We start from the raw sequence: 13,426 nt of genomic DNA, 5'->3' as shown, positions 1-13,426 counted from the left end.
GCCAAACCCTTGACAAAGCAACACACACGGGCATAAAACAACATGAAACAACATCTACCTCGGAGGCTCGGATGTACGCGGAGGAACGGCAACAGGCCATCGCCACCCTGGTGGGCCACCGTGGCCGCATTGCGGTCGCCGAACTCGCCGAGCTCTACGGCGTCACCACCGAGACCGTGCGCCGCGACCTCGCCGTCCTCGACCGCATGGGCCTGGTGCGCCGCGTGCACGGGGGCGCGGTGCCCGCCGCCGCGCTCACCGCGATCGAACTCGGCACCACCGAGCGCGAGCACTCGCAGACCGCGGAGAAGGAGCGCATCGCCAAAGCGGCGCTGGACTACCTGCCACCCACCGGCGGCAGCGTCCTGTTCGACGCGGGCACCACCACCGCGCGCATCGCGGCGCTGCTGCCCGCCGATCGTGACCTGGTCGCCGTCACGAACTCGATCCCGATCGCCGCTCGGCTCGGCGCGCACACCGGCATGCAGTTGCACCTGCTCGGCGGCCGGGTCCGCGGCGTCACGCAGGCCGCGGTCGGCCCGGAGACGCTGCGCATGATCGCCGACCTGCGGGTGGACACCCTGTTCCTGGGCACCAACGCGCTCACCACCGCGCACGGCCTGTCCACCCCCGATTTCGACGAGGCCGCCGTCAAGCGCGCGATGGTCGCGGGGGCGCACCGCGTGGTGGTGGTCGCCGACTCCACAAAGATCGGGCGCGAGGATTTCGTGCGCTTCGCTTCGATCGACGAGGTCGACGTGCTGGTCACCGATTCGGGGCTGCCGTCCTCGGTGCACAGCGAACTGGAACAGTGCGGCATCGAGGTGGTGGCGGCATGATCGTCACCCTCACCGCCAATCCCAGCATCGACCGCACGGTCACGCTGTCCGAACCGCTGCGGCGCGGGGCCGTGCACCGCGCGACCACGGTCAGCACCCACCCGGGCGGCAAGGGTGTGAACGTGTCGCGCGTGGTCGCGGCCGCGGGCGCCGCAACGGTGGCGGTGCTGCCGGGCAACGCGGGCGACCCGCTGCCCCGCGCGCTGACCGACGCGGGCATCGACCACCGTCTGGTCCCGTCCGACGGGCCGGTCCGGGTGAACCTCACCCTCGCCGAACTCGACGGCACCACGACGAAGATCAACGAACCTGGCGCGACCCTGGACGCCGAGCGCCTGGACGAACTCGCCGCAACACTCGAGACGCTGGCCGGCACGGCCGAGTGGGTGGTGCTCTCCGGCTCCCTGCCGCCCGGCGTCGATCCGGCCTGGTACGTCTCGCTGGTGCGCCGCCTGCGCGGCACGCGCGTGGCCGTAGACACCTCCGACGCCCCGCTGCGCGCGATGGCCGGCGAGTTCGACCGTGCCGCACCGGATCTCCTCAAGCCCAACGCCGAGGAGCTCGCGCAGCTCACCGGCGGCGACCCGCACGCGCTGGAGGACCCGGCCGCCGCCGCCCGCGCCGCGCTCGCCCTCGTGTCACGCGGGGTCGGCGCCGTGCTGGCGACGCTGGGCGGCGCGGGCGCGGTGCTCGCCGACGCGCACGGCGCCTGGTACGCCACCGCGCCCGCCATCACCCCGCGCAGCACCGTGGGCGCGGGCGATTCGGCGCTGGCCGGGTACCTGCTCGCCGATCTGGCGGGCGCGGGTCCCGCCGACCGGCTCCGCCACGCCGTCGCCTACGGCAGCGCCGCCGCCGCGCTGCCGGGCACGGAACTGCCCGCACCGCGCCACACCGACCCCGGCGCCGTTTCCGTGACGGCGCTTCATCCCCTGCCCCACCTCTGAAGGACACTGCCATGAGCGAACGCAGAGAGCGAATCATGTGCCAGCGTGCGTCACGCATGCCGAAGCCGAGCGCTAGCGAGGCGCAGACATGAGCGATCCGATCATCACCGCCGATCTCGTGACGCTCGACGCCGATCTCGGCGCCACGAAAGACTCGGTCATCACCGCGCTCGCCGCGCGGCTGACCGAGGCCGGACGCGCCGGGGACGCGTCCGCGCTCACCGCCGCCGCCCTGGCGCGCGAGGCGCAATCGGCGACCGGGCTACCCGGCGGGATCGCCATCCCGCACTGCCGCGCCGAGACCGTCACCGCCGCCTCGCTGGGCTTCGCCCGGCTGGCGCCGAAGGTCGATTTCGGGGCGCCCGACGGCCCGGCCGATCTGGTCTTCCTGATCGCCGCGCCGGAAGGGGCGGGGGCCGAGCACATGAAGCTGCTGTCGAGCCTGGCGCGGGCGCTGGTCCGTCCCGAATTCGTGAGCCAGTTGCGTGCGGCGGCAGTACCTTCCGAGATTGTCGCGCTGGTGGAGGGCGTGATCGCGCCCGCTCCGGCGCCCGCGCAGGCCGCGGCGCCCGTTGCCGAGCCCGCCGAAAAGGCCGCCACCACAACGACTCCGGCCACGGAACGCACGGTCGTCGCGGTCACCGCCTGCCCGACCGGCATCGCCCACACCTACATGGCCGCCGACTCCCTCGTCGCCGCCGGCTCGCGCGCGGGCGTGAAAGTCCTGGTGGAGACCCAGGGTTCGAGCGGGAGCACGCCCCTGCCCGCCGACGCCATCGCCTCCGCCGACGCGGTCGTGTTCGCCACCGACGTGGGCGTGCGGGGCCGCGAACGGTTCGCGGGCAAACCCGTCATCGAGTCCGGCGTCAAACGCGCCATCAACGAACCCGACGCCATGATCGCCGAGGCCGTGCGGGCGAGCGAGAACCCTTCGGCGGCCAAGGTTTCCGGCGACGCGCCGGCCGAGGGCGAGGAGGGCGCCGAGACCCTCGGCTGGGGCACGCGCCTGCGGCAGGTCCTGCTCACGGGCGTGAGCTACATGATCCCGTTCGTCGCGGCGGGCGGCCTGCTCATCGCGCTCGGCTTCCTGCTCGGCGGTTACGAGATCTCCGAATCCGCGGGCACCATCGTGCTGGACAATTCGCTCACCGAGCTGCCCGCGGGCGGGCTGGCCACCTACTTCGGCGCGGTGCTGTTCCAGCTCGGATCCCTGGCCTTCGGCTTCCTGGTGCCCGCGCTGGCCGGCTACATCGCCTTCGCGATCGCCGACCGGCCCGGTCTCGCACCGGGATTCACGGCGGGCGCGGTCGCGGTGTTCGTCGGCGCGGGCTTCCTCGGCGGCCTGGTGGGCGGTCTCATCGCCGGAATCACGGCGCTGTGGATCGCGCGACGGCCGGTGCCGCAGTGGGCGCGCGGGCTGATGCCGGTGGTCGTGGTGCCGCTGTTCGCCTCGCTGATCGTCGGCGTGATCATGTTCGCGCTGCTCGGCAAGCCGCTGGCGGCCGTCACCAGCGGGCTCACCGACTGGCTGAACGGGCTGTCGGGCACCTCGGCGGTCGCGCTCGGCGTCATCCTCGGCCTGATGATGTGCTTCGACCTGGGCGGCCCGGTCAACAAGGCGGCCTACGCCTTCGCCGTCGCAGGCCTGTCGGTCACCGATCCGGCCACCCTGAAGATCATGGCGGCCGTGATGGCCGCGGGCATGGTGCCGCCGCTGGCCATGGCGCTGTCCACCCTGCTGCGCCCCAAGCTGTACACGCCGGCCGAGCGGGAGAACGGCAAGGCCGCCTGGCTGCTGGGCGCATCGTTCATCTCCGAGGGCGCCATCCCCTTCGCCGCCGCCGACCCGCTGCGGGTGATCCCGTCGATGATGGCGGGCGGCGCGGTGACCGGGGCGCTGATCATGGCCACCGGCACCACCCTCAGCGCGCCGCACGGCGGCATCTTCGTCTTCTTCGCGGTCGGCGGCATCGCCTGGTTCGTGCTGGCCCTGGCGGCGGGCACACTGGTCGGCGCGCTGTGCGTCACCGCCGCCAAGGAGTTCGCCAAGCCCCGCCCGGTCGCGCAGCCCGCGCTCACCACCGTCTGACCCCGCCCACCCCGCAACCCACAGGAGAACACCATGCCGAGCACCACCGTCACCGTCGGCTCGTCCATCGGACTGCATGCCCGTCCGGCCGCGCTCATCGCCGAAGCCGCCACCGCCGCGGGGGTCCCCGTGACCCTGTCGCTCGTCGGCGGCGAACCCGTCGACGCCAACTCGGCGCTGATGATCATGACGCTGGGCGCCACCCAGGGCACCGAGGTCGTCGTCGCCAGCGATGATCAGGCCGCCCTGGACAAGATCGCCGAGCTGGTCGCCGCCGACCTCGACGCCTGACCCACCCCCGCGAGCCCCGCCGCCTCCGCCCTGGGGCGGCGGGGCCTTCTCGTTTCGCCCTCTCCCGCCTCTCCTCGGGCCGCACTGGATCGGTTTCCTCGGCACCCGAGGTCCTGAGCCCGACCGGCGTCAAGGTGACCTTCGAGCGGCGATCTGCAGGCCGGGCAGGGCCACCCAGCGAATCCGCCTGCAATCGCGGTGATCGTAAGGACTTCTTGGACGATCCGGCGCCGAACACGGCCGCGCCGACCAGGAACCGGTCCTCGCGGAAGCTCGCGATCACCAAGTGCTCGGTGCTCCAGCCGACCGCCTTGGCGGCGAGCACCATGGTGTTGCCGTTGACCAGGGCCGACCCCACGGCCACCGCCGTCGCGCCGGGGTGGCGCAGGCAGCCGCGCGTCATGATCGCCAGGCCGGAGCGCAGGGTGCGTCCGTCGCGTCGCGTGTCGTCGGCCCCCGCCAGCGGTGCGCCCCTGCCGAAACTCATCGGACTCGACACCCGGAGGTCGATCTGTCCCCGCTCGCCACCATGCCTCCTCCGGATCGTCGATCCGAGCATCGGCCAGTGTCATTACCTTCGGCAACGACCCGGATCAGCATGATTCCAATCCCTGACCGATTTGTCCGATATCGCGCGGTGTCCGGTGACGAATCGGGGGCCACATCGTTCGTGCCCGGAGTGCGAATTCGCCGATCCGGGCGTTTTCTGTGACTTCGAGGTTCAGGAATAGCCGGTATGTTCCGTATCGTTGAACGAGGATCGGGTCCCGAAAACAGAACCCGATCGCTGGTCAACGGTGACTTGTGAGGTGTGATCGTGGTGTCGAAACCTGTGGAAAGCCCCGAGGGCGGACCGATTGTCCACGGCGTCGCCGACGCGCGCTACGAGCGTGTCGTCACGGCGTTCTCCCGCCTGTTCGGCCAGAACCGCGGCGGCGGCGCCCTCGCCGTCTACCGGCACGGCGAGCCGCTGCTCGACATCTGGACCGGCACCGCCGACAACACCGGCGAAACCCCGTGGACGGAGAACACGGCCGCGCTGTCGTACTCCACCTCCAAGGGCATCACTTCGACCGTGATCCACCTGCTGGCCGCGCGCGGGCTCATCGACTACCAGGCGCCGGTGGCGGAGTACTGGCCCGAGTTCGGCGCGAACGGCAAGAAGTCGATCACCGTCGCCGAGATGATGAGCCACCGCGCGGGCCTGTCCCGGGTGGGTCCGCTGGCCAAGAACCTCGAGGAAATGCTCGACCATCACCTGATGGAGGAGCGCCTCGCCGCCGCCAAACCCGACCGCTTCCGCGGCCTGCCCGCCTACCACGCGATCAGCTTCGGCTGGCTGGCCGCGGGCTTGGCGCGCGCGGTGACCGGCAAGGGCATGGGCGAGCTGTACCACACCGAACTGGCCGAACCGCTGGGCGTGGACGGCCTGCACTTGGGCACCCCGCCCCCGACTTCCCCGACCACGGTGGCCGGATCGCACGGTTCGCCGGTGCCGTTCGGCATCCCGCGCGCCGAGGACGTGCTGCGCGCCGCGTCGCTGGGACCGGTGCCCGGCCTCGGTTTCGTGCGCGCGATCTACACCCCCGGCGTCGGCAACCTGTCGTCCGGTGAGGCCCCCGCCATCCTCCGCGGGGAGATGCCCGGCGCCAACGGCGTGTTCACCGCGCGCGGCATCGCGGCCGTGTACAGCCTGCTGGCCGGTGAGAACCCGCGGATCTCGCGGGGCCGCGTGCGGGCGCTGTCGCGTATCCAGACCATCCTGCCCGACCGCAACCTGTTCCTGCCGATGGGCTGGCGGCTCGGCTACCACTCGCTGCCGGTGTTGGGCGCGCCCCGCGCGTTCGGGCACATCGGTTTCGTCGGGTCGGCCGGCTGGGCCGATCCGGAGAGCGGCCTGTCGGTCGGGTTCGTGCACAACTGGCTGCCCGAGGCCGCGCGGCTGCCCCGCGACCAGTTCATCATCGCGAGGCTGTTGACGCCGATCGTGAAGTCGGCGGCGAGCGAGGCGGACGCGGGTCCGGCGGATCTGCGCAAGGCCGGTTGAGTTGCGTGTGAGGGCCCGGCGAGCGCCGGGCCCTCACAGCATCGACCGATGGATCGAGATTACCTGCGCACACCAAGGTTTCCCGCTCCTCGACCGTCCGGCTCATTTGACGTTCAGTCGGATATGCACCGCGCCTTCGGGTTCGGTGGCCTGCAACGCCTGACTGATCAGCGCGCTGATATCGACCTGCGGGATCGAATACACGGCGGCGTCGGCCAGCGGTTGCAGCATGGGCGCCAGCGGCGCGAGATCCGGTCCCACCACGTCGATCCAGGCCTTCAGCCGCTGGAGGAACGGCACCAGCCCGTTGCCCTCCAAGTACATCTCCGGGGATTCGCCCGTGCGGGCGAGCCGGCCGACGGCTTCGGCGATCTCGTCCACCCGGCGGCCGAACTCGATGAAATCCGGTGTCGCCGCGCGGAAGGCAGGGTCGGCCCACGACATATCGGTCGCGATCGACTGGAGATCGGTGAGCATGGTGCCGATGGCGGGTGAGCGGCTCATGATCACGGCGGCGAGCAGATCGGTGGAGCGCGCCAGGCCGGGCGTGATCGATTCGGTGCCCTCCAGCGCGAGGCCGAAGGTCTGGATGAACTCGCCGATCGCTTCCGGGTCGAGCTGGTTCATCGCCTGCGTCACCAGCCGCGCGACTTCCGGGGTGGAGATAGGTGCCTGGATCCGAAGCCCTTGCAACACTTGACCATCCGACACGACAGGCCCGCCGCCCGAGGTGGGCCGGAATTCGATATAGGGCTCGCCGAGCGCCGACAGCGCCTCGATGGTGATATCGCTGTCCACCGGCAGATCACTGTCGCGGCCGACCCGGAACTCGACCCGCACCTCCCCGGCGCCGCGCCGCACGCCGGTCACCTCCCCGACCTCGACACCCCGGTACAGGATCGGTGAACCCGTTTCCAGCCCACTGGAATTGGGCAGCACCAGCGTGGCGTGCACGTCCTCGCGCAGCGGGTCGACCCGCACCACGCCGAAGGTGAGGTACGCGATCCCGAGCACCGTGATGAGGCCGATGGCCGAGAAGGACAGCGCCGACGACAGTTTCACCGCACCGCTCCGATCATGCGCAGTGTCCGGACGATCTGATCCACCTGATCGTCGGTGGACACCTGCCCGTCGGTGGACACACCGACCACGTTCACCTTCGGCCCGCGCTCGACGAACGGGACGATGCGATCCCGGATCAGGGCCACCAGCGCGTTCAGGTTCGACGGCGCGTCCAGGTCCAGCGGCCGGGAGGTGAAGGCCAGCGGCACGAACGCGCGCGCCGCCGCGTCACCGGACTGCGCCAGCGGGGCCAGCCACACCAGCGAGTGCGCGACATTGCCCAGCGCGCCGAGCACGCCGACCACGTTGACGATGGACTCCACCGAGGCCGAGATCTGTTGCACGGCGGGCTCGGTCAGCATCTCCGCGGTGCGCTCCCCCATCCCGTGCACCACGGCGGCATCGGTGCTCAACCCGTTCAGGAAGGCGTCCACCTCGGCCAGGTTGGCCGCCAGGTCCAACGCGTTCGCGCCGACCACGCCCGAGATGCGCGCCGTCTCCTTCGAATCCGGCGGCAGCACCGCGTTCAGGCTGTTGATGATGTCCTGGAACTGGCCGATCGCGCCGCCCTGGACGAAGGTGGCGATGCCCGCCATGGTGTCCTCGATCTGGGTGGCGGGAATGGTCTGGGCGCGCGGGAGCGTGTCACCGTCGGCGAGCGTGTCGGCGAACCCGTCGGGCGGGGTGAGCAGCGCGATGTGGATGTCGCCGAGCACCGTCTCCTGCCGCAGCTGCGCGATCGTGGTGCGCGGCAACCGCACCGAGTCCTCGATCTCGGTGTCCACCATCACGTATCCGCCGCCACCGGAGGCCTCGCCCGGGTCCACGACCGACACCTTCGTCACCGTGCCGACCTGCGCGCCGTTGGCCATCACCCGGGCGCGCGCGGGCAGGTTCAGCGCGTTCGCGAACTCGATGCGCACCTGATAGGTCGGGCCCGAGACACCGGCGCCCGGCACCGGGACCGACGAAGGATCGAACGCGCAGCCACCGGTCAGCAACACCGCCGTGAGCAGCATCGCCCCCGCGCCGCGCCGCAGTCGCCGGGTCATACCCATCACCTCGCCCCCGTCATCGCCAGCACCCACTGCGCGAGGTCGACCTGGGGCCTGCCGTCCGCGCCGGGCGCACACCGCCCCGGCGAGACCGCGTTGATCAGCGCGCACATCTGGTTCGCATCCTGTTCGGGTAGCGCCACCCGCGGCGGCGCGTAGGTCAGTCCCGGCGCACCGGGCCCGGCGACGGTGGTGAACGCACCGGTCAGCGCCGGTATCTTGGTGATGATGTCGCGCAGCGCGTCGACGTTGTCGCCCAGCAGCCGCACCAGCGGCACCGCCGCGTCCAGCACGTCCAGGATCGGATCGCCGAACAGCGTGGTGATGTCGTTGAGCATCGGCAACAGCTTCTGGAAGCTGTCGATGATCTCCACCGTCCGGTTGAACAGCTCGTTGTTCACGTTGTCCAGCACGTCCGACAGGCGCAGCATCATGGACTTGATATCGCCCCAGCGCCCCGCCACCGTGCTCGACAGCGCGGCCAGCGAATCGAGCAGCCCGGCCAGGTGCCCGATGGCGGCGTCCGGGGAGTGCAGCGCGGTGCCGAGTTTGCGGATGATCTCGTTGAGCTGCGGCCCGGTGCCCGCGGTCGCCGAGTTCAGCGCGCCGATGCCGCGCGCGAGCGCGTTCTGCTCGGAGTCCTGCGGACCGAGGAGTTCGCTGGAGAGTTCGGCGAGCGCGCCCAGGGTTTCGGTGAGGCTCTTGGGCGTCAGCGTTTTGGTGATGCACTCCGCAGGGTCGCGCAGTTGTTCGGAGGGGTCGACGTTCACCAGCGCCAGGTCGCGGTCGGCGACCACGGTGTCGGACACGGTGGTCGCCGAGGCGGCGGCCGGCAGGGAATAGGCGGCGTCGACGGTGAATTCGACGCGCACGTGCTCCGGCGACGGCGTGATGGCGGTGACCTCGCCGACCGGCATGCCGCGCATCGTCACGTGATTGCCCACGTACAAGCCGATGGTGTCGGGCATGAGCGCGCAATAGGTTTCGGTCTTCTTGAACGGCTGGAACGCGACGACGTAGCCCACCACGACCAGCACACCGATCGCGAGCGCACCCGCCACCGACATGAATCCGCGGGATCCGAGGAAACGCAGCAACATCAGCAGACCCTCCCCGGCACCGGCACGCACACACCCTCGGGCACCTCGATCGTCGCGCCCGAATGATCCACGCGCACACCGCCTTCGGGCGGCAAGTACGTCCCGACACGTTCGCCGAGCGCGTGCACGTCGTCGATCAGCGGCTGCAACTGCTGCCCGAGCCGCTCCAGCTCCGGAACCGCCGCCGCGAGTTGCTGGGCCATCGGCTTCAGCGTCGTCTCCCACGCCGGTTGCAGCGCGGCGAGCCTGCTGATCACCCGATCCAGTGCTTCGACGGCGGTACGCACCTCGGTGCGCTTGTCGGCGAGCACCGTCTCCAGCACGTTGATCCGCTCGACCAACCTGCCCAGCTCCCCCTTGGCCTGGTACACCGCGCCCAGGTATTCGTCGGCGAGCGCGATCGCCCGCGACACGTCGGCGCGCTGCTGATCCAGCACATCCACGAAATGCTCGACGCCGTCGAGCGTGCGGCGCAAGCTGTCGGGGCTGGCCTCGAGCGAGTCGGCCATGGCGGTCAGATTGTCGCGCAACGTGTTTCCGTCGATCTCGCGCAGCGGCTGGGCGGCGTCCTGGAAGGCCTGGACGAGGCTGTAGGGCAGGCGGATCCGGTCGGCGGTGATCATCCGGTCGCCGAGCGGCTCCTCGCCCGCCGGGAACAGCGCCACGTAGTGCCCGCCCACGATGGTGAGCATGCGGATGTCGAGGGAGGTCTCGCTGCCGAGGAACACCGACGAGTCCACCGAGAACGTCATCAGCACCCGTTCCGGTTGCAGCTCCAGCGATTCCACCTTGCCGACCGAGATGCCGGCCAGGCGCACATCGTCGCCGACCCGCACCGACTGCGCTTCGGTGAGCTCCGCGGTATAGGTCTCGCGCCCGAACGGCACCGTGTACAGCACCGCCACCGCGACCATGCCGAGCACCACGAGCACCGCGCCGAGAATGCCGAGCCGCAGATCGTGGCGCAGCTTCGCCTGCTCTGTGCGGCGGGGGCGATCACCGCCGAAGGCCTTGCGCACCTTGGTCATCGGTTGCATACCGACACCTTCTGCCCCGCGACGAGCACCGCGAACGCGGCGGGCAGCTCGGCCGAGCCCCGGCTGCACGAGAGCTCGGTGCCGGTCTTGGCGGGCAGCGACTCCCGCAAGCCCGCGATCAGTCCGGGCAGGCTGCTCAGGATCTCCACCAACTCCTGCGGATTCGGGAACAGCTTCCGAACGATGTTGTCCACGTCGGGGTTCGCGTCCTCGGTCAACCCCAGCGTCGCCAGCAGCGAATCGACGGGATCGAGCACCGGCGGCGCGGTGAGCGCGAAGTCGATGAGGCCCTCGACCTTGATCTGCAACGAGGTGAACACGTCGGCGACCTTGCCCAGCAGGGTGACCAGATGCGGTGAGCGCCCGCCGATCTGGTCGGAGATCTCGGCCAGATTGCGCATCAGCACCGAGATCACCTGCTGGCGATCGGTGGCGTAGGTGCTCAGCATGCCGATGGCGTCCAGCGCCGGGCCGATGCCGGTGCCGTCGCCCTCGATGACGGCGAGCATGCTCTCCCCGAACTGGTTCAGCGATTCTGGGGAGAGCGTCGCCAGCACCGGCTTCAGCCCGTTGAACAGACCGGTCACGTCGAAGGACGGGATGCTGCGGTCGGTGCCGATGGTCGAACCCGCGGGCGTGCGCCCGGTGGGCGTGCTCTCCTGCTGGAGATCGACATACCGCTGCCCCGTGAGGTTCTGGTAGCGGATGGCGAAGCGGCTGTTCTCGTAGACGGGCGAGGACCGGCGCACCGTGATGCCGACGCGCGCCTGGTTCCCGTCGAGGTCGATGGACTCGACCTTGCCCACCTGCACGCCGAACATGCGCACGTCGTCGCCGGTCTTCAGGCCGTTCGCGTCGGTGAACAGCACGTCGTAGGAGTCGGAGGCACCGCCCACCGGCCGTTGGATCGCACTGATGATCAACACCAGCACACCCACCATCGCGGCGGCGAACACGGCGAGCCGCCACGCCGCTCCGCGCACCGAGGTCATCGCACACCTCCACCGAGAACCGGGGCCAGCACGGGGAAACCGTTCAGGTCCACATCGACATTGAGCACGGGGCCGTCCGGCGTGTCCGGCATCGCCGCGCGCAGCCGGTCGATCAGCGCGCGCAGTTCCGCGCTGGACCGCTGCGGGTCCGACACGGTGCCCGCGGCCGCGTTCAGGATCGGCGCCAGCAGCGCCGTGTAGCCGCCGAATCCGGCGTCGGCGCTGTACATCGCGTTCTCCAGCGACGGGAAGATGTCCTCGATCACGGCCGTGATGGTGGCGTCGATATCGGGCCGGTCCTCGCGCAGCGTCTGGATCCGGTACACCTGATCGATCACCTGCAGGACCGCACCGATGAACACGCCGCCCCCGTCCAGCGCGCGCCCGTACTGGCCGAGCTGCAACGACATCGGCAGCGTCTGGACGTCGGCGACCGTGCGCGACAGCACCACCATCGACTGCAACAGCGGGGTGTAGGCGCGGATGTCGCCCGCCAGCTGCGCGAGCACCGACGCCAACTGCGGGGTGAGCACTTCGCCGCTCACCTGCGAGAGGCTGCGCAGCAGACTGCCCATCGTGGCGTCGTAGGCGCGATCGGCCTGCCCGCCGGTCATATCGATGACCTTGCCCGAGCGCAGCGGCGCACCGCCCGAGCCCGGCCGCAGCGCGATCTCGCTGATACCGAACAGGTTTCCGGTCGCGTAGTCGACGCGCAGGCTGTCGTCCAACCCCTCGAGCAGGTCGGGGTCGAGCAGCAGACTGATCCGCTGCGTGCCCGCCTCGGCGGGCGCGACCTCGGTGACCTCACCGACCAATACGCCGTCGGCGCGGACCAGCGTCCCGGCGACGATGCCGTCGCCGATCTGCTCGGTGTGCAAGGCCAGGCGCATGCCCTCCTCATCACGGGTACCGCTGTACACGCGCCAGCCGACGATCACGAGCGCCAGCACGAGCAGCAGCGCGAGTGCGGTGCGCGTCGACTGCTTCTTGTCGATCGCGACACCGGGCATTCCGTAACTCGGCATCCCCTACCCCGGGAAAGTGATCGCGGTGCTGAAGCCCCACAGCACGATGGACAGGACCATGTCGACGGCGATGATCGCCACGAAGCTGGCGCGCACCGCCCTTCCGGACGCGATGCCGACCCCCTCGGGACCACCGGTGGCGAAAAAGCCGAAGTAGCAATGGATCAGGATGACCACGGTGCCGAAGATGGCGACCTTGATCACCGCGGCGATCACGTCGAATCCGGACACGAACTGGAAGAAGTAGTGGTCGTAGACGCCCGCGGACTGGCCGTGCACGAGCGTGATCACACCGCGACAGGCCAGGTAGGCCAGGATCAGCGCGATCAGGAAGGTCGGCACGATCGCGATGGCGCCGGCGATCACGCGGGTGGTCACCACGAACGGCACCGACCTCAGGCCCAGCGCCTCGAGGGCGTCGATCTCCTCGGAGATGCGCATCGACCCGATCTCCGCCGTCATCCGGCAGCCGGCCTGCGCCGCGAAGCCGACCGCCGCGGCGATGGGCGCGAGTTCACGGGTGGTGGCGAAGGCCGAGATCAGGCCGGTGACCGGACCCATGCCGAGCATGTCGAGGGTCGCGAAGGATTCGACGGCCACCGAGGCGCCCATGACCAGGCCGAGCACGATCATCATCGGCACGGTGCCGCCGCCGACGATCACCGAGCCGCGGCCCCAGGTCATGTTGGTGATGGCGCGCATGGTCTCGGCGCGGTAGTGGGTGACGGTCAGCGGAATCGCGCTGAGGGTCTGCCAGATGAACGCCGCGGTGAAGCCCAGTGATTCGAGGGGATGCCAGGACGCGAGCGCGCGCGCCTTGCGCACGACCTTGCCGAAACCGCCTGGAACGTAAGGGGATACGGCCATCACGCCAACCTCGTCGGCAAGAACATCGCCGTCACCTGCGTCAACAACAAATTCACGCACACGATCGACACCACC

General features: G+C 70.2%; 12 protein-coding genes. 5 read left to right on the top strand and 7 right to left on the bottom strand.

All coding sequences use genetic code 11. The annotated features are described in order from the left end of the window. The first annotated feature begins 71 nt into the window (after positions 1 to 71). The 5 genes from DFR74_RS05570 to DFR74_RS05550 all read left to right on the top strand — a co-directional run bounded on the left by DFR74_RS05570 (position 72) and on the right by DFR74_RS05550 (position 6,213). A complete protein-coding gene (locus DFR74_RS05570; protein ID WP_067514879.1) occupies positions 72 to 839 on the top strand; it encodes a DeoR/GlpR family DNA-binding transcription regulator in 768 nt (255 codons plus the stop codon). Then, on the top strand, positions 836 to 1,786 hold the full coding sequence (locus DFR74_RS05565; RefSeq protein ID WP_113974980.1) for a 1-phosphofructokinase family hexose kinase: 951 nt from the start codon (positions 836 to 838) through the stop codon (positions 1,784 to 1,786). Before DFR74_RS05570 ends, DFR74_RS05565 begins: the two co-directional genes overlap by 4 nt. Before the next feature lie 88 nt (positions 1,787 to 1,874). Next, positions 1,875 to 3,875, top strand: a complete 2,001-nt coding sequence (locus tag DFR74_RS05560; protein WP_067514586.1) for a PTS fructose transporter subunit IIABC — start codon at positions 1,875 to 1,877, stop codon at positions 3,873 to 3,875. 33 nt (positions 3,876 to 3,908) lie between these two features. Continuing rightward, on the top strand, positions 3,909 to 4,166 hold the full coding sequence (locus DFR74_RS05555) for an HPr family phosphocarrier protein (protein WP_067514588.1): 258 nt from the start codon (positions 3,909 to 3,911) through the stop codon (positions 4,164 to 4,166). Positions 4,167 to 4,983: 817 nt separating this feature from the next. Continuing rightward, positions 4,984 to 6,213, top strand: coding sequence for a serine hydrolase domain-containing protein (locus tag DFR74_RS05550; RefSeq protein WP_232331947.1), 1,230 nt, complete (start codon positions 4,984 to 4,986; stop codon positions 6,211 to 6,213). A 102-nt stretch (positions 6,214 to 6,315) separates the two neighbouring features. Here the strand turns inward: DFR74_RS05550 and DFR74_RS05545 are convergent, their stop codons facing one another. From DFR74_RS05545 to DFR74_RS05515, 7 genes are read right to left on the bottom strand one after another with little or no spacing between them, the layout of a single operon-like run. After that, positions 6,316 to 7,275 (bottom strand): MlaD family protein, encoded by a 960-nt coding sequence (locus DFR74_RS05545; protein ID WP_067514591.1) that lies wholly within the window; start codon positions 7,273 to 7,275, stop codon positions 6,316 to 6,318. Further along, entirely contained in the window at positions 7,272 to 8,327 is a 1,056-nt protein-coding gene (locus tag DFR74_RS05540) for an MlaD family protein (RefSeq protein WP_084538248.1), read from the bottom strand. The genes DFR74_RS05545 and DFR74_RS05540 overlap by 4 nt, the downstream gene beginning before the upstream one ends. A gap of 5 nt (positions 8,328 to 8,332) precedes the next feature. Then, a complete protein-coding gene (locus tag DFR74_RS05535) occupies positions 8,333 to 9,460 on the bottom strand; it encodes an MlaD family protein (protein WP_232331948.1) in 1,128 nt (375 codons plus the stop codon). Then, positions 9,430 to 10,467: an MCE family protein gene (locus tag DFR74_RS05530; protein WP_228788426.1), complete on the bottom strand. Its 1,038-nt coding sequence runs from the start codon at positions 10,465 to 10,467 to the stop codon at positions 9,430 to 9,432. Before DFR74_RS05530 ends, DFR74_RS05535 begins: the two co-directional genes overlap by 31 nt. Then, complete coding sequence (locus DFR74_RS05525; RefSeq protein ID WP_067514595.1) at positions 10,455 to 11,459, bottom strand: MlaD family protein; 1,005 nt, start codon at positions 11,457 to 11,459, stop codon at positions 10,455 to 10,457. The genes DFR74_RS05530 and DFR74_RS05525 overlap by 13 nt, the downstream gene beginning before the upstream one ends. Then, positions 11,456 to 12,484, bottom strand: a complete 1,029-nt coding sequence (locus DFR74_RS05520) for an MlaD family protein (protein ID WP_067514597.1) — start codon at positions 12,482 to 12,484, stop codon at positions 11,456 to 11,458. The genes DFR74_RS05525 and DFR74_RS05520 overlap by 4 nt, the downstream gene beginning before the upstream one ends. Positions 12,485 to 12,487: 3 nt before the next feature. Beyond that, positions 12,488 to 13,351 (bottom strand): ABC transporter permease, encoded by an 864-nt coding sequence (locus DFR74_RS05515; RefSeq protein ID WP_113974979.1) that lies wholly within the window; start codon positions 13,349 to 13,351, stop codon positions 12,488 to 12,490. Positions 13,352 to 13,426: the final 75 nt, after the last annotated feature.

It is taken from the genome of Nocardia puris, assembly GCF_003315035.1.
Classification (GTDB): domain Bacteria; phylum Actinomycetota; class Actinomycetes; order Mycobacteriales; family Mycobacteriaceae; genus Nocardia; species Nocardia puris.
The sequence above is the reverse complement of the archived record's forward strand: the minus strand, read 5'-3'. Positions and strand labels throughout refer to the sequence as shown.